This window comes from Rhodopseudomonas pentothenatexigens (assembly GCF_900218015.1).
In the GTDB taxonomy this organism is placed as follows: Bacteria; Pseudomonadota; Alphaproteobacteria; order Rhizobiales; family Xanthobacteraceae; genus Rhodopseudomonas; species Rhodopseudomonas pentothenatexigens.
This window is the reverse complement of the sequence record NZ_UFQQ01000021.1, coordinates 65,431-87,503: the sequence shown is the minus strand read 5'-3', so window position 1 is coordinate 87,503 and position 22,073 is coordinate 65,431. Positions and strand designations below refer to the sequence as shown.

General features: G+C 65.4%; 20 protein-coding genes and 2 pseudogenes. 7 read left to right on the top strand and 15 right to left on the bottom strand.

Annotation, left to right across the window (positions count from 1 at the left end):
- A pseudogene (locus DWA33_RS25760) lies at window positions 1-103 on the top strand (integrase core domain-containing protein); the annotation flags it as partial.
- Window positions 82-261, top strand: a pseudogene (locus DWA33_RS18605) (integrase core domain-containing protein); the annotation flags it as partial. The pseudogenes DWA33_RS25760 and DWA33_RS18605, both read left to right, overlap by 22 nt.
- A gap of 157 nt (window positions 262-418) precedes the next feature.
- On the opposite strand, the gene DWA33_RS18600 reads toward DWA33_RS18605, so the two are convergent.
- Window positions 419-1,489 (bottom strand): glycosyltransferase, encoded by a 1,071-nt coding sequence (locus DWA33_RS18600; protein ID WP_114360012.1) that lies wholly within the window; start codon window positions 1,487-1,489, stop codon window positions 419-421.
- Window positions 1,490-1,707: 218 nt separating this feature from the next.
- On the opposite strand from DWA33_RS18600, the gene DWA33_RS18595 reads away from it, so the two are divergent.
- Together DWA33_RS18595 and DWA33_RS18590 are read left to right on the top strand one after the other, a co-directional pair.
- A complete protein-coding gene (locus DWA33_RS18595) occupies window positions 1,708-2,655 on the top strand; it encodes a UDP-glucuronic acid decarboxylase family protein (protein WP_114360011.1) in 948 nt (315 codons plus the stop codon).
- Window positions 2,652-3,173, top strand: coding sequence for an RNA pyrophosphohydrolase (locus DWA33_RS18590; RefSeq protein ID WP_114360010.1), 522 nt, complete (start codon window positions 2,652-2,654; stop codon window positions 3,171-3,173). The genes DWA33_RS18595 and DWA33_RS18590 overlap by 4 nt, the downstream gene beginning before the upstream one ends.
- A 185-nt stretch (window positions 3,174-3,358) precedes the next feature.
- On the opposite strand, the gene DWA33_RS18585 is transcribed toward DWA33_RS18590, so the two are convergent.
- The 5 genes from DWA33_RS18585 to DWA33_RS18565 all read right to left on the bottom strand — a co-directional run bounded on the left by DWA33_RS18585 (window position 3,359) and on the right by DWA33_RS18565 (window position 8,493).
- Window positions 3,359-3,766 (bottom strand): F0F1 ATP synthase subunit epsilon, encoded by a 408-nt coding sequence (locus DWA33_RS18585; protein ID WP_114360009.1) that lies wholly within the window; start codon window positions 3,764-3,766, stop codon window positions 3,359-3,361.
- A gap of 112 nt (window positions 3,767-3,878) precedes the next feature.
- Window positions 3,879-5,309, bottom strand: a complete 1,431-nt coding sequence (gene atpD / locus DWA33_RS18580) for a F0F1 ATP synthase subunit beta (protein WP_114360008.1) — start codon at window positions 5,307-5,309, stop codon at window positions 3,879-3,881.
- 73 nt (window positions 5,310-5,382) lie between these two features.
- Entirely contained in the window at window positions 5,383-6,258 is an 876-nt protein-coding gene (locus DWA33_RS18575; protein WP_114360007.1) for a F0F1 ATP synthase subunit gamma, read from the bottom strand.
- Between the two features lie 142 nt (window positions 6,259-6,400).
- Window positions 6,401-7,933, bottom strand: a complete 1,533-nt coding sequence (gene atpA, locus DWA33_RS18570) for a F0F1 ATP synthase subunit alpha (protein WP_114360006.1) — start codon at window positions 7,931-7,933, stop codon at window positions 6,401-6,403.
- A complete protein-coding gene (locus tag DWA33_RS18565; protein WP_114360005.1) occupies window positions 7,933-8,493 on the bottom strand; it encodes a F0F1 ATP synthase subunit delta in 561 nt (186 codons plus the stop codon). Before DWA33_RS18565 ends, atpA begins: the two co-directional genes overlap by 1 nt.
- A gap of 703 nt (window positions 8,494-9,196) precedes the next feature.
- On the opposite strand from DWA33_RS18565, the gene DWA33_RS18560 reads away from it, so the two are divergent.
- On the top strand, window positions 9,197-9,676 hold the full coding sequence (locus tag DWA33_RS18560; RefSeq protein WP_114360004.1) for a septal ring lytic transglycosylase RlpA family protein: 480 nt from the start codon (window positions 9,197-9,199) through the stop codon (window positions 9,674-9,676).
- Between the two features lie 154 nt (window positions 9,677-9,830).
- Here the strand turns inward: DWA33_RS18560 and DWA33_RS18555 are convergent, their stop codons facing one another.
- On the bottom strand, window positions 9,831-12,041 hold the full coding sequence (locus DWA33_RS18555) for a primosomal protein N' (RefSeq protein WP_114360003.1): 2,211 nt from the start codon (window positions 12,039-12,041) through the stop codon (window positions 9,831-9,833).
- A 183-nt stretch (window positions 12,042-12,224) separates the two neighbouring features.
- Here DWA33_RS18555 and DWA33_RS18550 point away from each other — a divergent pair, with 183 nt between their 5' ends.
- Window positions 12,225-13,196, top strand: a complete 972-nt coding sequence (locus DWA33_RS18550) for a tyrosine recombinase XerC (protein WP_114360002.1) — start codon at window positions 12,225-12,227, stop codon at window positions 13,194-13,196.
- A 140-nt stretch (window positions 13,197-13,336) separates the two neighbouring features.
- Window positions 13,337-13,927, top strand: coding sequence for a DUF4337 domain-containing protein (locus DWA33_RS18545; RefSeq protein WP_114360001.1), 591 nt, complete (start codon window positions 13,337-13,339; stop codon window positions 13,925-13,927).
- Window positions 13,928-13,929: 2 nt separating this feature from the next.
- On the opposite strand, the gene DWA33_RS18540 is transcribed toward DWA33_RS18545, so the two are convergent.
- The 8 genes from DWA33_RS18540 to DWA33_RS18505 form a co-directional block, all read right to left on the bottom strand.
- Entirely contained in the window at window positions 13,930-14,472 is a 543-nt protein-coding gene (locus DWA33_RS18540) for a hypothetical protein (protein ID WP_114360000.1), read from the bottom strand.
- A 30-nt stretch (window positions 14,473-14,502) separates the two neighbouring features.
- Window positions 14,503-15,903: a dihydrolipoyl dehydrogenase gene (gene lpdA / locus DWA33_RS18535; RefSeq protein WP_114359999.1), complete on the bottom strand. Its 1,401-nt coding sequence runs from the start codon at window positions 15,901-15,903 to the stop codon at window positions 14,503-14,505.
- Between the two features lie 14 nt (window positions 15,904-15,917).
- Window positions 15,918-16,208, bottom strand: coding sequence for a DUF2442 domain-containing protein (locus DWA33_RS18530; protein WP_114359998.1), 291 nt, complete (start codon window positions 16,206-16,208; stop codon window positions 15,918-15,920).
- Complete coding sequence (locus DWA33_RS18525; RefSeq protein ID WP_114359997.1) at window positions 16,201-16,455, bottom strand: DUF4160 domain-containing protein; 255 nt, start codon at window positions 16,453-16,455, stop codon at window positions 16,201-16,203. Before DWA33_RS18525 ends, DWA33_RS18530 begins: the two co-directional genes overlap by 8 nt.
- A 26-nt stretch (window positions 16,456-16,481) precedes the next feature.
- Window positions 16,482-17,228 carry an SDR family oxidoreductase gene (locus DWA33_RS18520; RefSeq protein ID WP_114359996.1) on the bottom strand — a complete coding sequence of 249 codons (747 nt, stop codon included), beginning with the start codon at window positions 17,226-17,228 and terminating at the stop codon, window positions 16,482-16,484.
- Window positions 17,229-17,235: 7 nt separating this feature from the next.
- Entirely contained in the window at window positions 17,236-17,628 is a 393-nt protein-coding gene (locus tag DWA33_RS18515; protein WP_114359995.1) for an MAPEG family protein, read from the bottom strand.
- 67 nt (window positions 17,629-17,695) lie between these two features.
- Window positions 17,696-18,952, bottom strand: coding sequence for a 2-oxoglutarate dehydrogenase complex dihydrolipoyllysine-residue succinyltransferase (gene odhB / locus DWA33_RS18510; RefSeq protein ID WP_114359994.1), 1,257 nt, complete (start codon window positions 18,950-18,952; stop codon window positions 17,696-17,698).
- A gap of 103 nt (window positions 18,953-19,055) precedes the next feature.
- The gene (locus DWA33_RS18505; protein WP_114359993.1) at window positions 19,056-22,013 is read right to left on the bottom strand and encodes a 2-oxoglutarate dehydrogenase E1 component; all 2,958 of its coding nucleotides are present in this window, start codon (window positions 22,011-22,013) and stop codon (window positions 19,056-19,058) included.
- Between the last annotated feature and the right edge of the window lie 60 nt (window positions 22,014-22,073).

The following is a 22,073-nucleotide window of genomic DNA, read 5'->3' as shown; positions in this document are numbered from 1 at the left end:
GAGGCAATGCTGCGCGAGCTCGGCATCGTGCACCGTTACACTCGGCCTTACCGCCCCCAGACCAACGGCAAGATCGAGCGCTTCTGGCGGACCCTGGACGACGACGTGATCGACGGAGCCACCTTCGACAACCTCGACCACTTCGCCAACGAGTTGTTCGAATACATGGTCTATTACAACAACTTCAGGCCCCACCAGGCCCTCGGCGGCAAAACCCCGAAGGACTTCGCCGCCGACAAAAAAATCCGATCACCGAATTAGTGAACTCGCACAATTGCGAGCCGAAGGCGAAGCAATCCAGGTGCTCGGTGCACTGAGCCCTTGGATTGCTTCGTCGTTCACTCCTCGCAATTACGCGGGAATTCCGTGAGCGATCTTCCCGCCTCGTCGCGCGGCGGCCGCGGAAGCTGCGGGGCCATCACCTCGCCGCGACCGCGGCCTGAAGGATGTGATCGCAGTGCGCCTTCACGGTGTGGTGGGCGAAGACGTGGTCGCGCGCGGCCAGCGCCATGCGGCGCAGGTTGTCTTTGTCTGCCAGTGCTGACGTGACGGCGCGCTCCAGTCCGCCCGGTTCGATGTCGTAGTACACGCCGTGCTGCCCGGACAGCAGCGGCGCGTAGCGCAGGATGGTCGGATTGTTCATCAGCGGCACCGACTGCACGATCGGCGCCTCGTAGTGCCGGTAGCAGTCCCACCCCATGCCCTCCGGCGACCACGCCAGCCAGGAATGCGACATCCGCTCCATGAAGGCATCGTAGGGCAGCCGCTCGGTCGGCTGATCGATCCTCACGCCCATCGCCCGCAGCCGCTCCAGCTCCGGCAGGCCGGCGCGCCGCACCGTGGAGTTGCCGTCCACCGAACCGATGAAGAAGATATCGTGAGTCTTCTCGGGAAACGGCGCGTCACGCCAGCGCGCGTCGAACCGGAATTGCGGCAGTGAAATCGGCTGCAGCTTGTCGATCCGGCGCTGCCATTTCTCGTTGCGGCGATAGCGCAGCGTCGGTAGATGCGGATGCACCGTGCCGGCCAGCGCCTGCCATTTGTCGCACGGCAGCTCGCGCTTGAAATACGCCTTGGCCTTGTCGAGCAGGAACACACTGCTCTTCGAGATCGCGAAGTGATCGTCCATCTCGACGGCGACCAGCGGCACGGGCGACCTTACCCAGCGGAACACGCTGGGACCGAACTGCCGCGTCAGAGCCGCCCAGGGATTGGCCGGGGTGTAGAAGATGCCGCGCGCCCAATAGCGCGGATGCCAGGGCGAATAGCGCAGGCTGTTGACCACCACGACGTCGTATTCGCCGCGGCCGGCAGCGCGCAGTTCGCGCAGCACGCGGTCCGGCGTCGAGAACCCGTCGAGCTTGCCGAAATCGTCGGTCAGCTTGGTCCAGGTCCACAAGCAGGTGGTGCGCTCGGGATATTGCAGTTTGAAATAGCCGCCGCCGATTTCGAGGATGCGAAGCTTGGAGGTATCGACGGGCGCGGTCATGGGGCGAAATCGCCTGGCGTGGGATCGCGGGCAGGCGCGAGGCGCCCCGGATGTCGGCGCAGGGCCGGTTTCGGCGCTTGCCTAGCATGGGGTTTCTTGCCATTCAATGCGACCGAGAGCGGTCGCCGCGACGGCGCGCGGCCGTCTGTTCGACCCAAATGGGCACCCGTTCCCGCGACTGAGGCGCGTCCGAACCCGCCCCTGTCCAGGACCCAGCGATGCGATTGTCCCGACGAATTCTCGTGAGCGGCGGCGCCGGCTTTATCGGCTCGCATCTGTGCGACAAGCTGCTGGCCGAAGGCCACGAGGTGCTGTGCGTCGACAATTATTTCACCGGCTGGCGGCGCAACATCGAGCATCTGGTCGGCACCCCGCGGTTCGAAATGATGCGCCACGACGTCACCTTCCCGCTCTATGTCGAAGTCGACGACATCTACAATCTGGCCTGCCCGGCCTCGCCGATCCACTATCAGCACGATCCGGTGCAGACGCTGAAGACCAGCGTGCACGGCGCGATCAACATGCTCGGCCTCGCCAAGCGCACCCGCGCCAAGATCTTCCAGGCCTCGACCAGCGAGGTCTACGGCGATCCGAACGTCCACCCGCAGCCGGAGAGCTATTGGGGCCACGTCAATCCGCTCGGGATTCGCGCCTGCTACGACGAGGGCAAGCGCGCCGCCGAGACGCTGTTCTTCGACTATCACCGCCAGCACAAGGTGAAGATCAAGGTGGCGCGGATCTTCAACACCTACGGGCCCCGGATGCACCCGAACGACGGCCGGGTGGTGTCGAACTTCATCGTCCAGGCGCTGTCCGGCAACGACATCACCATCTACGGCGACGGCAGCCAGACGCGGTCGTTCTGCTACGTCACCGACCTGCTCGACGGATTCGCCAAGCTGATGGCAAGCGGTGACGAGTTCATCGGCCCGGTCAATCTCGGCAATCCGGTCGAGTTCACCATTCGGCAGCTCGCCGAGATGGTGATCGAAATGACCGATTCGAAGTCGAAGCTGGTGATGATGCCGCTGCCGTCGGACGATCCGCGGCAGCGGCAGCCCGACATCTCGCTGGCCCGCCGTGAGCTCGGCTGGGAGCCGAAGGTGCCTCTCGCAGACGGCCTTAAAGAGACAATCGGCTACTTCCGCACCCTGATGGCGTCGTGACTGCGCGCCCGCCCGTCGACTCCCTGCCCTATCGCCGCAACGTCGGCATCGCGTTGTTTGGCGTCGATGGCCGCGTCCTGATCGGGCGGCGGTTTCGCGACGATGGCCCCGAGATCATCCTGCCTGGCCTGGAGTGGCAGATGCCGCAGGGCGGTATCGACGAGGGCGAGGAGCCGCGGATCGCGGTGATGCGCGAACTCTGGGAGGAGACCGGCGTCACCAGTGCCGAGATCCTCGGTGAGACCGACTGGGTCAGCTACGACTTCCCGCCATACGACGGCCCTGCCCATCGCCTCGCGGTGTTTCGCGGCCAGCGTCAGAAGTGGTTTGCGCTGCGCTTCACCGGCAGCGACGCCGAGATCGACCCGCTCGCCGTCCGCAACGGCATGCCGCCGGAATTCGACGCCTGGCGCTGGGAGCGCCTCGACCGCGTCGCCGACCTCGTCGTGCCCTTCCGCCGCGAAGTCTATCGGGAAGTTGCGCGGAGTTTTTCGCGGTTTGCCGCCGCTCAAGCTTAGCTGCGGCGCCTTCTTCACTACCGTACGTCATGCGCGGGCTTGACCCGCGCATCCATCATTCTTGGGAAAACAGATGGATTGCCGGGTCAAGCCCGGCAATGACCACTGTGTAGAGCGCCGCCTCAAAAGCAAATGGCCGGGACGATGCTCGGCCATTCGAAACTTCAGAACACTCGGTCGCGACGTCAGTGCATCGCCGTGGTGTTGAGCTCGTGCTGGATGCTCTTGAAGTGATCCAGGCGCTCGATGGCGCTGTCGAGTTCGTCGCCGACCTTACCGGGGAGCTGCTGCTCCATGGTCTGGATGGTGGCGGCAAAATCCTGCAGGTCCATGTCCCGCGCCGGCGTGGCGACGTCGGCCAGCACGGTGAGACCCTTCTCGGACACTTCGGCGATGCCGCCGAGCACCACGATCTTCTGCTTGTTGGCGCCCGCCGTCACGGTGAGGATACCGGGACGGATCACCGCCACCACCGGCGCGTGGCCAGCGAGCACGCCGAAATCGCCCTCGGCGCCCGGGATGTCGACCTGATCGACCTCGCCGGAGAAGGCGACCATTTCGGGCGAAACCAGATCGAAGTGGAAGGTGGACATGCTCGCTGCTCTCTTTGCGGTCACCCGCGGGCTCGACCCGCGGGTCCATCAGTGAAACGATTTGAGGCGATGGATGGCCGGATCAAGCCCGGCCATGACGTGTTCTCTCGGCTCAGGCCGCCTCGGCGGCGAGCTTCTTGCCCTTCTCGACCGCCTCTTCGATGGTGCCGACCATGTAGAACGCCGCTTCCGGCAGGTGGTCGTACTTGCCTTCGCACAGGCCGCGGAAGCCCTTGATGGTGTCGGCGAGGTCGACGAACTTGCCCGGCGAGCCGGTGAACACTTCGGCGACGAAGAACGGCTGCGACAGGAAGCGCTCGATCTTACGGGCGCGGGCCACGGTCAGCTTGTCCTCTTCGGACAGTTCGTCCATGCCCAGGATGGCGATGATGTCCTGCAGCGACTTGTACTTCTGCAGGATCTGCTGAACCATGCGCGCGGTGGTGTAGTGCTCTTCGCCGACGATCGAGGCCGACAGCATGCGCGAGGTCGAGTCGAGCGGGTCCACCGCCGGGTAGATGCCCTTTTCCGAGATCGCTCGGTTGAGCACGGTGGTCGCGTCCAAGTGCGCGAACGAGGTCGCCGGCGCCGGGTCGGTCAAGTCGTCGGCCGGCACGTAGATCGCCTGCACCGAAGTGATCGAACCCTTGGTGGTGGTGGTGATGCGCTCCTGCAGCGCGCCCATGTCGGTCGCGAGCGTCGGCTGATAACCCACCGCCGACGGGATGCGGCCGAGCAGCGCCGACACTTCGGAGCCGGCCTGGGTGAAGCGGAAGATGTTGTCGACGAAGAACAGCACGTCCTGGCCCTGGTCGCGGAAGTGCTCGGCGACGGTCAGACCGGTGAGGCCGACGCGGGCGCGGGCGCCCGGCGGTTCGTTCATCTGGCCGTAGACCAGCGCGCACTTCGAACCTTCGCCGCCGCCCTTCTTGTTGACGCCGGATTCGATGAACTCGTGATACAGGTCGTTGCCTTCGCGGGTGCGCTCGCCGACGCCGGCGAACACCGAGTAACCACCATGGGCGCGGGCGACGTTGTTGATCAGTTCCTGGATCAGCACGGTCTTGCCGACGCCGGCGCCGCCGAACAGGCCGATCTTGCCGCCCTTGGCGTAGGGCGCCAGCAGGTCGACGACCTTGATGCCGGTGACGAGGATCTCGGCTTCGGTCGACTGGTCGGTGTAGGCCGGGGCTTCCTGGTGGATGGCGCGATTGCCGTCGGACTTGATCGGACCCTGCTCGTCGACCGGCTCGCCGATCACGTTCATGATGCGGCCGAGCGTGCCGTCGCCGACCGGCACCGAGATCGGCGCGCCGGTGTCGGTGACTTCCTGGCCGCGCACCAGACCCTCGGTGGTGTCCATCGCGATGGTGCGGACGGTCGATTCACCGAGATGCTGCGCAACTTCGAGCACCAGGCGGTTGTCGCCGTTCTTGGTTTCGATGGCGTTCAGAATGGCCGGCAGGTGCCCTTCGAACTGAACGTCGACGACGGCGCCGATCACCTGGGTGATGCGTCCGGTCTGATTGGCGGGTGTAGCCATTTCAACTGTCTCCCTGAAGTCCGAAAACCCGTCCACGGTCGATCGACCGGACGTAAAACCTTGTGAAGTCGCGTCAGATCGCCTCGGCGCCCGAGATGATCTCGATCAGTTCCTTGGTGATCATCGCCTGCCGGGTGCGGTTGTAGACCAGCGTCTGCTTGCGGATCATCTCACCGGCGTTGCGGGTGGCGTTGTCCATCGCGCTCATCTGCGCGCCGTAGAACGAGGCGTTGTTCTCGAGCAGCGCGCGGAAGATCTGCACCGCGAGGTTGCGTGGCAACAGGCCCGAGAGGATCTCGTCCTCTTCCGGCTCGTACTCGTAGGACGTCGCCGAAGCGCCGGCAGTCGGGGCCGTCACTTCCAGCGGGATCAGCTGCTGGGCGGTCGGGATCTGCGAGATCACCGACTTGAAGCGCGAATAGAACAGCGTGCAGACGTCGAACTCGCCGGCATTGAAGCGAGAGATCACCTTCTGGGCGATGTCCTCGGCGTTGACGAAGCCGATCTGACGCACCGAGCGCAGCTCGACATTGGCGATGATCTGCTTCTCGAAATTGCGGCGGAGCTGCTCGTAGCCCTTGCGGCCGACGCAGAAGAACTTGACGGTCTTGCCCTGCCCCATCAGCTCGTACGCCCGCTCGCGAGCGAGGCGGACGATCGACGAGTTGAAGGCGCCGGACAGGCCGCGCTCGCCGGTGCACACCAGCAGCAGATGAACCTGGTCCTTGCCGTTGCCGGCGAGCAGCACCGGTGCACCGGGCGAGCCCGCCGCGGCGCCGGCGATATTCGAGATCACCGCTTCCATCTTCTCGGCGTAGGGCCGCGCTGCTTCCGCCGCCATCTGGGCGCGGCGCAGCTTCGAGGCGGCCACCATCTGCATCGCCTTGGTGATCTTCTGCGTCGCCTTGGTCGAGGCGATGCGGACGCGCATGTCTTTAAGTGAAGCCATTCTCAGTCCACCCCGGCGATCTGACCTGTGATCCGACCGCGAACCTCACACTCGTCATGCCCGGGCTCGTCCCGGGCATTCACGATGTCGAATAGCCACGTCGAGGACGTGGATGGCCGGGGAGACCCCGGCCATGACAGCATCAAGCGAACGTCTTGGCGTAGCTCTCGACCACCGCCTTGAGCTTCGCAGCGGTGTCGTCGGAGAGATCGCGGCTGGTGCGGATCGCCTCGAGGATGGCCGACTCCTTGCCGCGCAGCAGCGCCAGCAGGCCGTCTTCGAACGGGCGCACCTTGTTGAGCGGCAGCGCGTCCAGATAGCCGTTGGTGCCGGCCCAGATCACGCAGACCTGCTCTTCCATCTTCAGCGGCGAGAACTGCGGCTGCTTCAGGAGCTCGGTCAGACGCGAACCGCGGTTCAGCAGGCGCTGGGTCGCGGCGTCGAGGTCGGAGCCGAACTGCGCGAACGCCGCCATTTCGCGGTACTGCGCCAGCTCGCCCTTGATCTTGCCGGCGACCTTCTTCATCGCCTTGGTCTGCGCCGACGAACCGACGCGCGACACCGACAGACCGACGTTCACGGCCGGGCGGATGCCCTGGAAGAACAGGTCGGTTTCCAGGAAGATCTGGCCGTCGGTGATCGAGATCACGTTGGTCGGGATGTAGGCCGACACGTCGTTGGCCTGGGTTTCGATCACCGGCAGAGCCGTGAGCGAGCCGTTACCCTGTTCGTCATTGAGCTTGGCGGCGCGCTCGAGCAGGCGGGAGTGCAGGTAGAACACGTCGCCCGGATACGCTTCGCGACCCGGCGGACGACGCAGCAGCAGCGACATCTGACGGTAGGCGACGGCCTGCTTGGACAAGTCGTCGTAGATGATCACGGCGTGCATGCCGTTGTCGCGGAAGTACTCGCCGATGGTGCAGCCGGTGAACGGGGCGATGTACTGCATCGGAGCCGGATCCGACGCGGTGGCGGCGACGACGACCGAATATTCCAGCGCGCCCTGCTCTTCCAGAACCTTCACGAACTGGGCGACGGTAGAGCGCTTCTGACCGACCGCGACGTAGACGCAGTACAGCTTCTGGCTCTCCGGCGCGCCTTCGACGTTCAGCGGCTTCTGGTTGAGAATGGTGTCGAGCGCGATCGCGGTCTTGCCGGTCTGACGGTCGCCGATGATCAGCTCGCGCTGGCCGCGGCCGATCGGGATCAGGGCGTCGATCGCCTTGAGGCCGGTGGCCATCGGCTCGTGCACCGACTTGCGCGGAATGATGCCGGGCGCCTTGACGTCGACGCGCCTGCGCTCGACCGCCTGGATCGGGCCCTTGCCGTCGATCGGGTTACCCAGCGCGTCGACGACGCGGCCGAGCAGGCCCTTGCCGACCGGCGCGTCCACGATCGAACGGGTGCGCTTGACGGTCTGGCCTTCCTTGATCTCGCGGTCGGCACCGAAGATCACGACGCCGACGTTGTCGGTTTCGAGGTTCAGCGCCATGCCGCGCGTGCCGTTCTCGAACTCGACCATTTCACCGGCGAGCACATTGTCCAGGCCATAGACGCGGGCGATACCGTCGCCGACGGACAACACCTGTCCGACCTCGGAGACTTCGGCTTCCTGGCCGAAATTCTTGATCTGGTCCTTGAGGATCGCGGAAATTTCCGCGGCGCGGATGTCCATCAGCCTGCCTCTTTCATCGCGTGCTTGATCGAATTGAGTTTGGTGCGGAGCGAACTGTCGACCATGCGGCTACCGAGCTTGACGACAAGCCCGCCGATGATCGCCGGATCGACATTGATATTGAGGGCGACATCCTTGCCGGTGACCGACTTCAGCGCCGCCTTCAGCGCTTCGAGATTCTTGTCGCTGAGCTTTTCCGCGACGGTCACATCGGCGGTCGCCTCGCCCTTGAACCTGGCGACCAGCGCTCGATAAGCGCGGATCACATCGGCAACCACGAACAGCCGGCGGTTGGCAGCGAGCACTTTCAGAAAATTGGCACTGATGCCGGTGATGCCCGCGTTGTCGAGCACCGCGGCCAGCGCCTTGCCCTGCACCTCGGAAGCGAACACCGGGCTACGGACCAGGCGGACCAGATCGGGGCTGCCCGCCAGCATGGCGCTGAACTTGTCCAGATCGGCCGTCACCGCATCGATGGATTTCTCGTCGCGGGCCAGTTCAAACAAAGCGGTCGCGTAACGACCGGAGACTCCGGAAACCGATGGATCTTCAGATGCCACGAGCGCGCTCTTCTTGCTGTCAAATGGCCAAGGAAAAAACCGTCGCCACGAAGCGGCGCCCCCGATTTAAGCCCTTGGAATTCAAGCTGGACTTCGATTTCTGACCGGCACGATGGTCCGGCGGCCCTTAAAATCGCGGCTTTGCTAACATAGCGCGCGGGCAGGTGCAACACGATGGCACGAGCCCGCGGCGCCTTGTTGCAGGTCAATTGTCGACGCGCCCAACGGAGCGCTTCGGCGCAACGCCGAGCACAGGCTTCGATCGGACAGCGGACCTCCGCTCCGCCACACAAGGGCACCTCGAACGCCGCTCCGCGAGACGTCGAGGAAGCGTGCCAGCCCCTTCGCCGGGCGCATGGAGCTAATCCTAACGGTCGCAGCTTCTCTATTTGCGGTTGCAAAAGCGCCGGCGCCGCCAAACGCAGGCTTAACAGCCGATTACTTGTGCGATTCGCAGTCGGCGTTCATGAAAACTTCGCAATTCAGTATTCTTGAGAAACGCGCAGTATTTAGATAGTAAAATAGCTGTTAATATCAGAGTACCGCACTGTACTGCGAAAGATCAACAAATATTGCAGCATGAAATATGGCGGATTGACCGCCAATAATAAGCCTCATTACAAGGCCACTCGTTCGCCCGCGAACATAGGGACGGGGGTTCCACTTGCCACATGTAGGGCAATACTCGACTTAAGGATAGGATATGGTTCGAAAGAAAACACCGGCGCTGCTCACCACCGGGCCGGCCACGGCCGCGGCGATGATCGTCGCCTCTGTCTTCCTCGGCGGGTCGGTCGGCGAAGCCTCCGCGAAGAGCCGGCAGCAGCGTCACCACCATCATCACCATAGCCATCATCAAAGCGACTGGCGTTCGGCCAATGCCTCCCTGGGAGGCGGCAGCGGGCGCAGTTTTTCCGGCATGGCCTCCTATTATGGCAACGAGTCCGGCAGCCGCACCGCATCGGGCCAGCGCTTCAACCAGCATGCGATGACAGCGGCGCATCGTTCGCTGCCGTTCGGCACCAAACTCCGCGTCACCCACGGCAGCCGCAGTGTCGTCGTCACCATCAACGATCGCGGCCCGTTCATCCGCGGCCGCGTGCTCGACCTGTCGCGCGGCGCCGCCCAGGCGATCGGCCTCACCAGCCGTGGCGTCGGACGGGTCGTCGCCGAGGTGATGTAACCGCGGCATAGCGGCCGTCTTCCCTCTGTGGCTTAAAACGCCTGACGCCGGATTTGGTTCGCTCGGGAAGAACGCGCATCTCTCAGTCACGTAAAAGGCCTGCCGTCGACCGCGACGGCAGGCCTTTTTTTGTTGGTCCCGGCCGGTTTCAAGATCACAGAAAGCTCTGCGGATCGACATCGACTTCGAGCTTGAGATTACCCTTAGTCTTGGGGCCGCGTGCGAGCCATGAGCGCAAGTAATTCGACAGATCGAACCCGCGTACCGACTTCACCAGCAGCCTGAATCGGTAGCGCCCTTTGATCACCGCCAGCGGCGCTTCTGCCGGACCCAGCACCTGGACCCGCTCGTCGAACGGCGCGGCGCCGGCGAGCTGGCGGCCGAAGCCTTCGGCGGTCGGCCGATCGCCGGCCGAGACGATCAGGCTCGCGAGCCGGCCGAACGGCGGATACAGCGTGCGCTCGCGGATCTCGATCTCGCTGGCGTAGAACGCCTCACGGTCGCAGGCGACCAGGGCTTTCATCACCGGATGTTCGGGCTGATGCGTCTGCAGGAAGCCGACGCCGCGGCCCTGATCGCGGCCGGCGCGGCCGATCACCTGATTGAGCAGCTGGAAGGTGCGCTCGGCGGCGCGCGGATCGCCGTTGGACAGGCCGAGATCGGCGTCGACCACGCCGACCAGATTGAGCCGCGGGAAGTTGTGGCCCTTGGCGACGAGCTGGGTGCCGATGATGATGTCGACCCGGCCCTCGGCGATCTCGTTCAGCTCGGCGCGCATGGTCTCGATCGAGGTGATCAGATCGCTCGACAGCACCATGGTGCGGGCGTTCGGAAACAGGCTCGCCGCCTCCTCCTGCAGCCGCTCGACGCCGGGTCCGACTGCGACCAGCGAGCCCTCGGCACCGCAATGCGGGCAGGCCGGCGGCCGCGGCATCGAGAACCCGCAATGGTGACACACCAGCCGCTGCCGGAAGCGGTGATCGACGAGCCAAGCATCGCAGATCGTGCAGGCAAAGCGATGGCCGCAGGCGCGGCACAGCGTCAGCGGTGCATAGCCGCGGCGGTTGAGAAACAGCAGCGCCTGTTCGCGCCGTTCGATCGCGAAGCCGATCTGTTCGGCCAGCCGCGGCGAAATGAAGCGGCCGCGCATCGGCGGCTCGCGCCGCAGATCGATCGCCTCGATCTGAGGCATGTGCTGACCGCCGAACCGTGACGGCAGCGGAATCCGCGTGTAACGGCCCTTGCGGGCGTTGACCTCGGTCTCGACCGACGGCGTCGCCGACGCCAGCACGATCGGAATTTTCGCGATCGATGCCCGTACCACCGCCATGTCGCGGGCGTGATAGTGCGCGCCGTCTTCCTGCTTGTAGGCCTGATCGTGCTCCTCATCGACGATGATCAGCCCGAGATCCGCATAGGGCAGAAACAGCGCCGAGCGTGCGCCGACCACGACGCGGGCCTCGCCGGCTGCGATCGCCGCCCAGTTGCGGGCGCGGGTGCGCGGGGTCAGTTCGGAGTGCCATTCCAGCGGCCGCACGCCGAATCGCTGGGCGAAGCGATCGAGAAACTGCCCGGTCAGCGCGATCTCCGGCATCAGGATCAGGCTCTGCCGGCGCTGCCGGATCACCTCGGCGACCGCCTCGAAATACACTTCGGTCTTGCCGGAGCCGGTGACGCCGTCGATCAGCGCCGCCTGAAAGCCGCCGGCCGCGACGAGGCCGCGCATCGTCTCGGCCGCGCGGGCCTGCTCCGGCGAGAAATCCGTCGGTGCGAAATCCGGGTCAGGCTCCGGTGCCGGGTTCTCGCGTGGCATCTGCTCGACCTGCAGCGTGCCCTCATCGACCAGGCCATCGATCACGCCGGGACTAACGCCGGCCTCCTTGGCGACGTCGGATTTGCCGTGCAACAGGCCATCCGACAGCATCTCGAGCAGGCGCCGCCGCGCCGGCGTCATCCGCTGCGGCGGCGGGCCGACCAGCCGCACCCCCATACGCTGCCGCTCCGGGCCGAGATGCTCGCCCATCCTCAGGCACATCCGCAGCACCATGCCGCGCGCCGATAGCGTGTAGGTCGCGACCCAGTCCACCATCCGCCGCAGCTCGTCGCGCAGCGGCGGCAGGTCGAGCTTTTCGGCGACGTCCTTCAGCCGGTTGTGCAGCCGCGGGTCGGGATTGGGATTCTCTGCCCAGACCACACCGAGCACTTCGCGGGCGCCCAGCGGCACCGCCACGACATCGCCGGGCTTCAGCGAAAGGCCGCGCGGCACCCGGTACGAGTAGGACTGGTCGATCGCGACCGGCACCAGCACGTCGACGACGCTGGCGGGCGCGTGGGAGGCCGGGCTGCTGGTCGGCAAATCATCCATCGGCCCGGTGTGCCGCCAAAGCCCGGTTTCATCAATGGGAAAGGAAATCGGTTATGATTCCGACCAGAGCTCACCGTCATTGCGAGGAGCGAAGCGACGAAGCAATCCAGCCTCGTGCACTGAGCTGGATTGCTTCGCTTCGCTCGCAATGACGGAGACGGTCCGATCAGTCACAAGAAACACATGCCCAAAACCCAGCCCGCGCCTCCGCCTCTCGAACTCTCCTGTGCGGCCGCCGATCTCACCGCCGAGATGACTAAATGGCTGTCGCATCTGCGGGCCGAGCGGCGGCTGTCCGGCAAGACGCTGGAAGCCTATGCGCGCGACGTCCGGCAGTTTCTGCAATTCCTGGCGGGGCATTGGGGCGGCGAAGTCACGCTCGGCCGATTCGCGCGGCTGGAGGCGACCGACGTCCGCGCCTTCATGGCGGCGCGCCGGGCAGACGACATCGCCGGACGGTCGCTGATGCGGGCGCTGGCGGGCCTCCGTTCGTTCGGCCGTTTTCTCGAACGCGAAGGCAAGGGTCGGGTCGGTGCGCTGGCTTCGGTGCGGGCGCCGAAGATCAAGAAGAGCCTGCCCAAGCCGCTGCCGATCGCGGCCGCCAAGCGGCTCGCCGACGCCGACGAGCGCGCCGGCGAGGAGCGCGAGACCTGGGTGCTGATTCGCGACGCCGCCGTGATGGCGCTGCTGTATGGCTCGGGCTTGCGCATCTCCGAAGCGCTCGGCCTGAAACGCCGCGACGTGCCGGCACCGGGCAAGGGCGACACCCTGATCGTGCACGGCAAGGGCAACAAGACCCGGATGGTGCCGGTGCTGCAAAACGTGCTCGAGCAGATCGCCGAGTATGCAGCAGCCTGCCCCTACAACCTGCCGCCCGATGGGCCGATGTTCGTCGGCGCCCGCGGCGGGCCGCTCAGCCCGCGAATCATTCAGCTCACGCTGGAGCGGCTGCGCGGCGGCCTCGGGCTGCCCGACAGCGCCACGCCCCACGCGCTGCGGCATTCGTTTGCGACGCATTTGCTGAGTCGCGGCGGCGACCTGCGCGCCATCCAGGAATTACTCGGTCACGCCTCGCTGTCGACCACGCAGGTCTATACCGGCATCGATACCGAGCGGCTGCTCGAAGTCTATAACAGCGCCCATCCCCGGGCCTGAGCAACGGAAGCGCCTCGGCTAAGCTGTTAGTCCGGTGCCGGCGGCCTTGACCCTGCCATTTATCCAACTGACAAGATCGCGGTGCTACAAGGCCTGCGCGACGCAGGCGCGATGATTGCGGTGACAGGAGATTCCGGACGATGGGGGCGCACGAAAGCATGGAGCACGCGGAGCATGCCGAGCATGCATCGGGCTCCAACAAGGGCATCGCGCTGCTGATCTCGGTGATCGCGCTGTTCCTGGCGTTCTCCGAAACACTCGGCAAGGGCGCCCAGACCGAGGCGCTGGCCAAGAATGTCGAAGCCTCCAATCTCTGGGCGTTCTTCCAGGCCAAGAGCATCCGTCGTACCACCGTGCAGGCGGTGTCCGAACACGCCAAGCTCAGCCTCGGCACCGTACCCGACGAGGCCACCAAGGCGGCGCTGCAGAAACAGATCGAAGACTGGCAGAAAACCGCGGCGCGCTATCGCTCCGAGCCGGAGACCGGCGAGGGCTCCGAACAGCTCGCCGCGCGCGCCAAGCACGCCGAGCACGACCGCGACTTGGCGATGGCGCGCTACCATCACTACGAAGTCGCTTCCGCCGCCTTCCAGATCGGCATCGTGCTGGCCTCGGCGACGATCATCACCGGAATGATGGTGCTGGCGTGGATTTCCGGGCTGCTGGCAATCGGCGGACTGGTGTTCACCGCGATCGGCCTGTTCGCGCCGCACGCCGTGCATCTGATGTAGGATCAGCGCGCCGTGCGGATGCGCCTGCGCAACGCGCCGATGCGGCGCAGCACCTTCGCTCCCCAGCCGTCGCCGTCACCCTTCAGCAGCTCGGCGAGCTTGGCCCGGATCTGCGCCATGATCGGCGCCACGATGGCATGGGCCTTGGCGCGCAGCGCGATCACCCAGCGATAGGTCGCGGCGAACCAGCGAAGCTGCAGCAGCTTCGGCTTGGTGACATCGAAGATGAAGGCGGCGACGCCGAGGCCGAACACCTGGGCGGCCGCAAACATGCCGAGCCCTGCGATCCAATGGCCTTGAGCGAGCAGTGCCAGCGCGAACAGCTTCAGCGGATACAGCGGCGCTACCGGCACCAGAAACACCGGTAGCGTCATCGCGGGCGACAGATGGTCGACCCAGCCCGCCAGCCGCTCCTTGAGTTCGTGCAGCGGAATCAGCGCGACAATGCGGGCGATCAGCGGCTCGACGTGATCCCAGAACCACGCCTCGATCAGGAACAGAACCGCCAGCAGCACCCATAGGGGCTGCCACAACCGACTCCTCATCACACCACCATCCGTCGCGCCGGCCCTCCGTCACATATGGATGGCGCGCTTGCCGACCGAAAGGGCGGCTTCCTTGATGGCTTCGGAGCGGGTGGGATGGGCGTGGCAGGTGCGGGCCAGATCTTCGGCCGAGCCGCCGAACTCCATCAGCACCGCTGCTTCATGGATCATCTCGCCGGCCTCGCGGCCGATGATGTGAACGCCGAGGACGCGGTCGGTCTTGGCGTCGGCCAGGATCTTCACGAAGCCGTCGGTGGTCTGGTTGACCTTGGAGCGGCCGTTGGCGGTGAATGGGAATTTGCCGACCGTGTAAGCGACGCCGGCCTGCTTGAGATCCTCTTCGGTCTTGCCGACGCTCGACACTTCCGGCGTGGTGTACACCACGCCTGGAATCACCTCGTAGTTGACGTGGCCCGCCTTGCCGGCGATCAGCTCGGCGACCGCGACGCCTTCGTCCTCGGCCTTGTGCGCCAGCATCGGACCGCGCACCACGTCGCCGATCGCGTACACGCCCTTGAGGCTGGTGGCGAAATGATCGTCGATCACCACCCGGCCGCGCTCGTCGAGCGCCACGCCGGCCTCCTTCAGCCCGAGACCCTCGGTGTAGGGGGCGCGGCCGATCGCAACCAGCACGATGTCGGCTTCCAGCGTTTCCGGATTGCCGCCGGCCGCCGCCTCGACCTTCACGGCGAGCTTGGCGCCCGAGGTGTCGACACCGGTGACCTTGGCGCCGAGCTTGAAGGCGAAGCCCTGCTTTTCGAGGATGCGCTGGAACTGCTTGACCACCTCGCCGTCCATCCCCGGCAGGATGCGGTCGAGGAATTCGACCACGGTGACCTCGGCGCCGAGACGGCGCCACACCGAGCCGAGCTCGAGACCGATCACCCCGGCGCCGACCACGATCAGCTTGCCCGGGACCTTGTCGAGCGACAGCGCTCCGGTCGACGACACCACGCGCTTCTCGTCGATCTCGATGCCCTTGAGCTGCGCCACCGCCGAACCGGAGGCGATCACGATCGACTTGGTGTCGACGGTTTGCGCCTTGCCGTCGGCACCGGTGACCTCGACCTTGCCGGCGCCGAGGATCTTGCCCTTGCCGGCCAGCACGTCGATCTTGTTCTTCTTCATCAGGTATTCGACGCCCTTGACGTTGCCGTCGATACCCTGCTGCTTGAAGTTCATCATCGCCGGCAGATCGAGCTTCGGCGCGGGGACGCCGATCCCCATCTTGGCGAACGAATGCCCGGCCTCCTCGAAAAGTTCGGAAGCGTGCAGCAGCGCCTTCGACGGCATGCAGCCGACGTTCAGGCAGGTGCCGCCGAGCGTGGCGTTCTTCTCGACCACCGCGACCTTGAGTCCGAGCTGAGCCGCGCGGATCGCGCAGACGTAGCCGCCGGGGCCGGTGCCGATGACGACGAGATCGTAAGTCATTGAGTTCTTTCTATTCAGCTAGCGAGATGGAGGAGGCCGGCTTGACGTTCAGCGCGGTGCCGGAGGGCTTCGGATCCGAAATCGATCTCGTCGCCGTCATCGTCCACCCAGAAGATCTTGTGTCCATGGGCTTCGAGCACGACGTCGTTGAACCTGGGCGGGGAGGCACGAAGAAATGCAAACATCGTCCCCTTGTTGATCAGCGGGCGCAGATCGACGATCCCTTCGAAACCATCGGCCCAGACGATCTTGAGCACTCCGAAGATCACCGGCTCGGCGTGGCGCATCACGAGGATCTCAGTCATCGATCTTCTCCGGCTTGCGTAGCTCCTCGACCGCAGTCCAGGCGTTCATCAGGCCGATATAGTGGCCGGCCGCCCATTCCAAAACGACCCTGAGTTTTGCGGGCGGTAGCGAGCCGCGCAAGACCTTGGCCGTTCGAATCTCGATCTGCGCGACATATTCGGCATAACGGGCGTGAAAGTGCGGCGGTGGGTGCTCGTCGGGATAGAATTCGATCTTGACGCCGTCCACCATCGCGACCACCGGCATCGGGCATCTCCATCAAGGTCCGGGCTCTACCGTCCCCCCGACACGTCGAGGATGGCGCTGGTGACATAGGAGGCCTCGTCGGACAGCAGCCAGACGACGGCGTTGGCGATTTCTTCGGCGCGGCCGACGCGCTTCATCGGCACGTTGACGCTCAGCCGATGGGCGCGTTCCGGATCGCCGCCGGAGGCGTGGATCTCGGTGTCGATCAGTCCCGGCCGGATCGCCGCGACGCGAATACCTTCGCCGGCGACTTCGTGGCCGAGCCCGACCGTGAAGGAATCGACAGCGCCCTTGGAGGCGGCATAGTCGACATAGGTGTTGGGCGAGCCGAGTTTGGCCGCGACCGACGACAGATTGACGATCACGCCGCCCTGGCCGCCGTGCCGGGTCGACATCCGCTTCACCGCCTCGCGGGCGCACAGCATGCTGCCGGTGACGTTGACCGCCATCATGCGCTGAATGCGCTCCGCCGACATCTCGTCGACGCGGGCGGTCGGGCCGACGATGCCGGCATTGTTGACCAGCGCGCCGAGCGGGCCGAACTGATCCGCCGCGGCGAACAGCGCCAGGATGTCGGCCTCATCGCCGACGTCGCATTTCACCGCGATCGCCTTGCCGTTGCTGGCTTCGATCTCCGCCACCACGTCGTTCGCCGCGGCGGCGTTGCTGGCGTAGCCGATCACGACATTGAAGCCGCGCCTCGCGCAGCCGAGCGCGGTGGCGCGCCCGATGCCGCGACTGCCGCCGGTGATGATGACGACGCGATCGTTCATGGGCCTCTCAGCTCAACAGCCTGACCAGCATCGTGACCAGCGCCAACAGGGCGACCAGCCAGGCGATGCTGCGGGCGAACGGGACGTGGACGATGTAGAGCGGTACGTAGAGCACCCGCGCCGCCAGCCAGACGATCGCAGCGGTGGCGGCGTATCCGCCGGTCTTGCCGGTGACGGCGAGCGCTAGGGCGATCGCCACGAAGGCCGGGAAGGTCTCGAGCAGGTTGCGGTACGCGCGGCCGGCGCGACCGGCGAAGTGGCCTTTCGGCGTCCGCGGCTCGTCGCGCGGGCCGGCCTGATAGTCGCCGCCGAGCTCCATCGTGGTCGGGATCGATGCCAGCAGCATCTGCACGATCAGTAGCGCCACACCCCAGCCAAGCACCGTGATTTCGACCGGCATCGCGGCATCGCCTCCCCTGAACTAAGCGGCGGCGCGCCGGTGCCGCGCCGCCGGGATTGTTTGGGCGTTAAAGATCCAGCACCAGCCGGGCCGGATCTTCCAGGCTTTCCTTGACGCGGACCAGGAAAGTCACCGCTTCCTTGCCGTCGATCACGCGGTGATCGTAGCTCAGCGCCAGATACATCATCGGGCGGACTTCGATCTTGCCGCCGACCACCACCGGCCGTTCCTGGATCTTGTGCATGCCGAGGATGCCCGACTGCGGCGCGTTCAGGATCGGGGTCGACATCAGCGAGCCGTAGATGCCGCCGTTGGTGATCGTGAAGGTGCCGCCCTGCATCTCCTCAATCTTGAGCTGGCCGTCGCGGGCGCGCTTGCCGTAGTCGACGATGCTCTTCTCGATGTCGGCGATCGACTTCGCGTCGCAGTCACGCACCACCGGCACCACCAAGCCCTTGTCAGTGCCGACGGCGACGCCGACGTGGTAGTAGTTTTTGTAGATCAGATCGGTGCCGTCGATCTCGGCGTTCACCGCCGGGATGTCCTTCAGGGCCTGAACACAGGCCTTGGTGAAGAAGCCCATGAAGCCGAGCTTGGCACCATGCTTCTTCTCGAACACGTCCTTGTACTGCGCGCGAAGCGCCATCACGTTGGTCATGTCGACCTCGTTGAAGGTCGTCAGCATCGCGGCGGTGTTCTGCACTTCCTTCAAGCGGCGCGCGATGGTCTGGCGCAGCCGGGTCATCTTGACCCGCTCTTCGCGCGCGGCGTCGTCGGCCGGCGACGGTGCGCGGACCTGCACCGCGGCAGCGGGCTGATTGACCGGGGTCGGGGCGGACGCCGCCTTCTCGATCGCCGCCAGCATGTCGCCCTTGGTGACACGGCCGTCCTTGCCGGAGCCCGGCACGGTCGAGGCGTCGACGCCGCTCTCGGCCGACAGCCGGCGCACCGACGGCGCCAACGGCGCGTCGGAAGGCGGAGCCTTGGCGGCCGGAGCTGCGGCCGGTGCAGCAGGCGCAGCCGGAGCGGGCGCTGCGGCAGGTGCCGCTGGCTTGGCCGGAGCAGCGGCGGCCGGCTTGGCCGAGGCGGCGCCATCGGTGATCTGGCCGAGCAGCGCGCCGACCGCGACGGTCTCGCCATCCTTGGCGACAATTTCGCCGAGCGTGCCGGCCGACGGAGCTGGCACTTCGATCGTCACCTTGTCGGTCTCGAGCTCGACGAGCGGCTCGTCGACGGCCACCGCCTCGCCCGGCTTCTTGAACCAGCGGCCGATGGTCGCCTCGGTCACCGATTCACCGAGCGTCGGAACGCGAATTTCAGTCATCGTTATCGTCCTTTTGCAGCGTCGCGGCTGTCGCGCCGGCGCCCGCCCATGATCCAAACTCAGGAAAAACCGAAGGGCCGCCGGCAGACGGCGGCCCGGTGCGTCAACGCAATGCTTCGTCGAGGAACGCCTTGAGCTGCGCCAGGTGCTTCGACATCAAGCCGGTCGCAGTCGCCGCCGAGGCGGCGCGGCCGACGTAGCGCGGCCGGCGATGCTTGGCTTCGATCTGATTTTGCACCCACTCGAGATACGGCTCGATGAAGTGCCAGCCGCCCATGTTGCGCGGCTCTTCCTGACACCACACCAGCTCCGCATCCTTGAAGCGCGACAGCTCGTGCACCAGCGTCTTCAGCGGCACCGGATAGAGCTGTTCGACCCGGAGCAGATAGACGTCGTCGATGCCGCGCTTCTCGCGCTCCTCGTAGAGGTCGTAATAGACCTTGCCGGAGCATACCACGACGCGGCGGATCTTGGCGTCCGCCACCAGCTTGGTCTTCTCGTCGGGCTGCGTCTGCGCGTCGTCGAGCAGCACGCGGTGGAAGCTGGTCCCGGGGCCGAGCTCTTCGAGCCGCGAGATTGCCCGCTTGTGACGCAGCAGCGACTTCGGCGTCATCAGGATCAACGGCTTCCTGATCTCGCGCTTGAGCTGGCGGCGCAGCGCATGGAAGTAGTTCGCCGGAGTGGTCGGATACACCACCTGCATGTTGTCTTCGGCGCACATCTGCAGATAGCGCTCGAGCCGGGCGGACGAGTGCTCCGGCCCCTGGCCCTCGTAGCCGTGCGGCAGCAGGCAGACCAGGCCGGACATGCGCAGCCACTTGCGTTCGCCCGACGAGATGAACTGGTCGAACAGCACCTGGGCGCCGTTGGCGAAATCGCCGAACTGGGCTTCCCACAGCGTCAGCGCGTTCGGCTCGGCCAGCGAGTAGCCGTACTCGAAGCCGAGCACAGCTTCCTCGGACAGCAGCGAGTTGATCACTTCATAGTGGCCCTGGTCGGGCGAGAGGTGATTGAACGGGGTGTAACGGGTCTCGTCTTCCTGGTCGATCAGCACCGAATGGCGCTGCGAGAAGGTGCCACGTTCGGAATCCTGACCCGAGAGCCGGATGCGATGACCTTCCAGCAGCATGGTGCAGAACGCCAGCGCTTCGCCGGTCGCCCAGTCGAGGCCGTTGCCGCTGTCGATCGCCTTGGCGCGGTTCTCGAGGAAGCGCTGCACGGTGCGGTGCAGGCGGAAACCCTCCGGCACCTTGGTGATTCTGCGGCCGATCTCTTTCAACGTCGGCAGATCGACGCCGGTGATGCCGCGGCGCGGTTCCTCGTCCTGGTCGGCCGACTTGAAGCCGGCCCATTTGCCGTCGAGCCAGTCGGCCTTGTTCGGGCGATAGCTGGATGCGGCCTCGAATTCGGCGTCGAGCCGGGCGCGCCAATCGGCCCGCGCCTTCTCGACCTCGCCTTCAGTAATCACGCCGTCCGCGATCAGCCGCTTGGAGTAAATCTCCAGCGTTGTGGGATGGCCGGCGATCTTGCGATACATCAGCGGCTGGGTGAACGACGGCTCGTCGCCTTCGTTGTGGCCGTGCCGCCGGTAGCAGAACATGTCGATGACGACCGGCTTGTGGAACTTCTGCCGATACTCGACCGCGATCTTGGCGGCGAACACCACCGCTTCCGGATCATCGCCGTTGACGTGGAAGATCGGCGCGTCGATCATCTTCGCCACATCCGACGGATACGGCGAGGAGCGTGAGTACCGCGGATAGGTGGTGAAGCCGATCTGGTTGTTGACGATGAAGTGGATCGAACCGCCGGTGCGGTAGCCCTTCAGATCCGACAGCGCGAAGCACTCGGCGACCACGCCCTGGCCGGCGAACGCGGCGTCGCCATGCATCAGCAGCGGCAGCACCGAGACCCGCTCCTCCGGGAGATCGCCGTGCTGGTCCTGCTTGGCGCGGACCTTGCCGAGCACCACCGGATCGACAATTTCGAGATGCGACGGGTTGGCGGTCAGCGACAGGTGGACCTTGTTGTGGTCGAACTCGCGGTCCGACGAGGCGCCGAGGTGATATTTGACGTCGCCCGAGCCTTCGACCTCGTCCGGATTGGCCGAGCCGCCCTTGAACTCGTGGAACAGCGCCCGGTGGGCCTTGGCCATCACCTGGGTCAGCACGTTGAGGCGGCCGCGATGCGGCATGCCGAGCACGATCTCGCGCACGCCGAGGTTGCCGCCTCGCTTGATGATCTGCTCCAGCGCCGGGATCAGCGCTTCACCGCCGTCGAGGCCGAACCGCTTGGTGCCGGTGAACTTCAGGTCACAGAACTTCTCGAAGCCCTCGGTCTCGATCAACTTCATCAGGATCGCGCGCCGGCCCTCGCGGGTGAAGCTGATTTCCTTGTCCGGACCTTCGATCCGTTCCTGGATCCAGGCCTTCTGCGCACCATTAGAGATGTGCAGAAACTCGATGCCCATGGTCTGGCAGTAGGTGCGCTCACAAATGGCGACGATGTCGCGGAGCGAGCCGTATTCGAGGCCGAGAACATGGTCGAGGAAGATCTTGCGGTCGAGATCGGCTTCGGTGAAGCCGTAAGAGCGGATGTCCAGCTCCTCGTGATCCTTCGCCGGCGACAGGCCGAGCGGGTCGAGCTTGGCGTGGAAATGGCCGCGCATCCGGTAGGCGCGGATCAACATCAGAGCCCGCACCGAGTCGCGGGTGGCCTGCAGCACGTCGGCGGAGGACAGTTCGACGCCGCGGCTCTGGGCTTTGGCCTGAATCTTCTGGCCGACAGCCTTCTCGACCTGATTCCAGTTGCCGTCGAGCGCCGAGGTCAGCTCGTCCTGCGGGGTCAGCGGCCAGTTCGCCTGCTCCCAGGATGGGCCCTCGGCATTCTTCTGGATGTCGCCAGGATTGTCTTTGAGGCTCCGGAAGAATGCCTGCCAGTCGGCATCGACCGAGGACGGATCGCTTTCATACCGAGAGTACAGATCGTCGATATAGGTGGCGTTGGCGCCCTGTAGAAAGGAAGACAGGGCGAAAGCGGCATTCGCGTCCTGGCGAGACATGATTGCTTCCTGATTATGAGATCGCGACTTAGTCGCGATAAGCTGATCCGGTTACCGGAT

Bases quoted from the DNA above. Each gene is read 5' to 3' on its own strand.
- DWA33_RS18520 (WP_114359996.1), bottom strand. From the start codon at position 17,228: ATGAACGATCGCGTCGTCATCATCACCGGCGGCAGTCGCGGCATCGGG.
- atpA (WP_114360006.1), bottom strand. From the start codon at position 7,933: ATGGACATCCGCGCCGCGGAAATTTCCGCGATCCTCAAGGACCAGATC.
- DWA33_RS18505 (WP_114359993.1), bottom strand. From the start codon at position 22,013: ATGTCTCGCCAGGACGCGAATGCCGCTTTCGCCCTGTCTTCCTTTCTA.
- DWA33_RS18585 (WP_114360009.1), bottom strand. From the start codon at position 3,766: ATGTCCACCTTCCACTTCGATCTGGTTTCGCCCGAAATGGTCGCCTTC.
- DWA33_RS18545 (WP_114360001.1), top strand. From the start codon at position 13,337: ATGGGGGCGCACGAAAGCATGGAGCACGCGGAGCATGCCGAGCATGCA.
- DWA33_RS18555 (WP_114360003.1), bottom strand. From the start codon at position 12,041: ATGGATGATTTGCCGACCAGCAGCCCGGCCTCCCACGCGCCCGCCAGC.
- DWA33_RS18540 (WP_114360000.1), bottom strand. From the start codon at position 14,472: ATGAGGAGTCGGTTGTGGCAGCCCCTATGGGTGCTGCTGGCGGTTCTG.
- atpD (WP_114360008.1), bottom strand. From the start codon at position 5,309: ATGGCTACACCCGCCAATCAGACCGGACGCATCACCCAGGTGATCGGC.
- DWA33_RS18515 (WP_114359995.1), bottom strand. From the start codon at position 17,628: ATGCCGGTCGAAATCACGGTGCTTGGCTGGGGTGTGGCGCTACTGATC.
- lpdA (WP_114359999.1), bottom strand. From the start codon at position 15,903: ATGACTTACGATCTCGTCGTCATCGGCACCGGCCCCGGCGGCTACGTC.
- DWA33_RS18595 (WP_114360011.1), top strand. From the start codon at position 1,708: ATGCGATTGTCCCGACGAATTCTCGTGAGCGGCGGCGCCGGCTTTATC.
- DWA33_RS18530 (WP_114359998.1), bottom strand. From the start codon at position 16,208: ATGACTGAGATCCTCGTGATGCGCCACGCCGAGCCGGTGATCTTCGGA.
- DWA33_RS18550 (WP_114360002.1), top strand. From the start codon at position 12,225: ATGCCCAAAACCCAGCCCGCGCCTCCGCCTCTCGAACTCTCCTGTGCG.
- odhB (WP_114359994.1), bottom strand. From the start codon at position 18,952: ATGACTGAAATTCGCGTTCCGACGCTCGGTGAATCGGTGACCGAGGCG.
- DWA33_RS18525 (WP_114359997.1), bottom strand. From the start codon at position 16,455: ATGCCGGTGGTCGCGATGGTGGACGGCGTCAAGATCGAATTCTATCCC.
- DWA33_RS18600 (WP_114360012.1), bottom strand. From the start codon at position 1,489: ATGACCGCGCCCGTCGATACCTCCAAGCTTCGCATCCTCGAAATCGGC.
- DWA33_RS18560 (WP_114360004.1), top strand. From the start codon at position 9,197: ATGGTTCGAAAGAAAACACCGGCGCTGCTCACCACCGGGCCGGCCACG.
- DWA33_RS18575 (WP_114360007.1), bottom strand. From the start codon at position 6,258: ATGGCTTCACTTAAAGACATGCGCGTCCGCATCGCCTCGACCAAGGCG.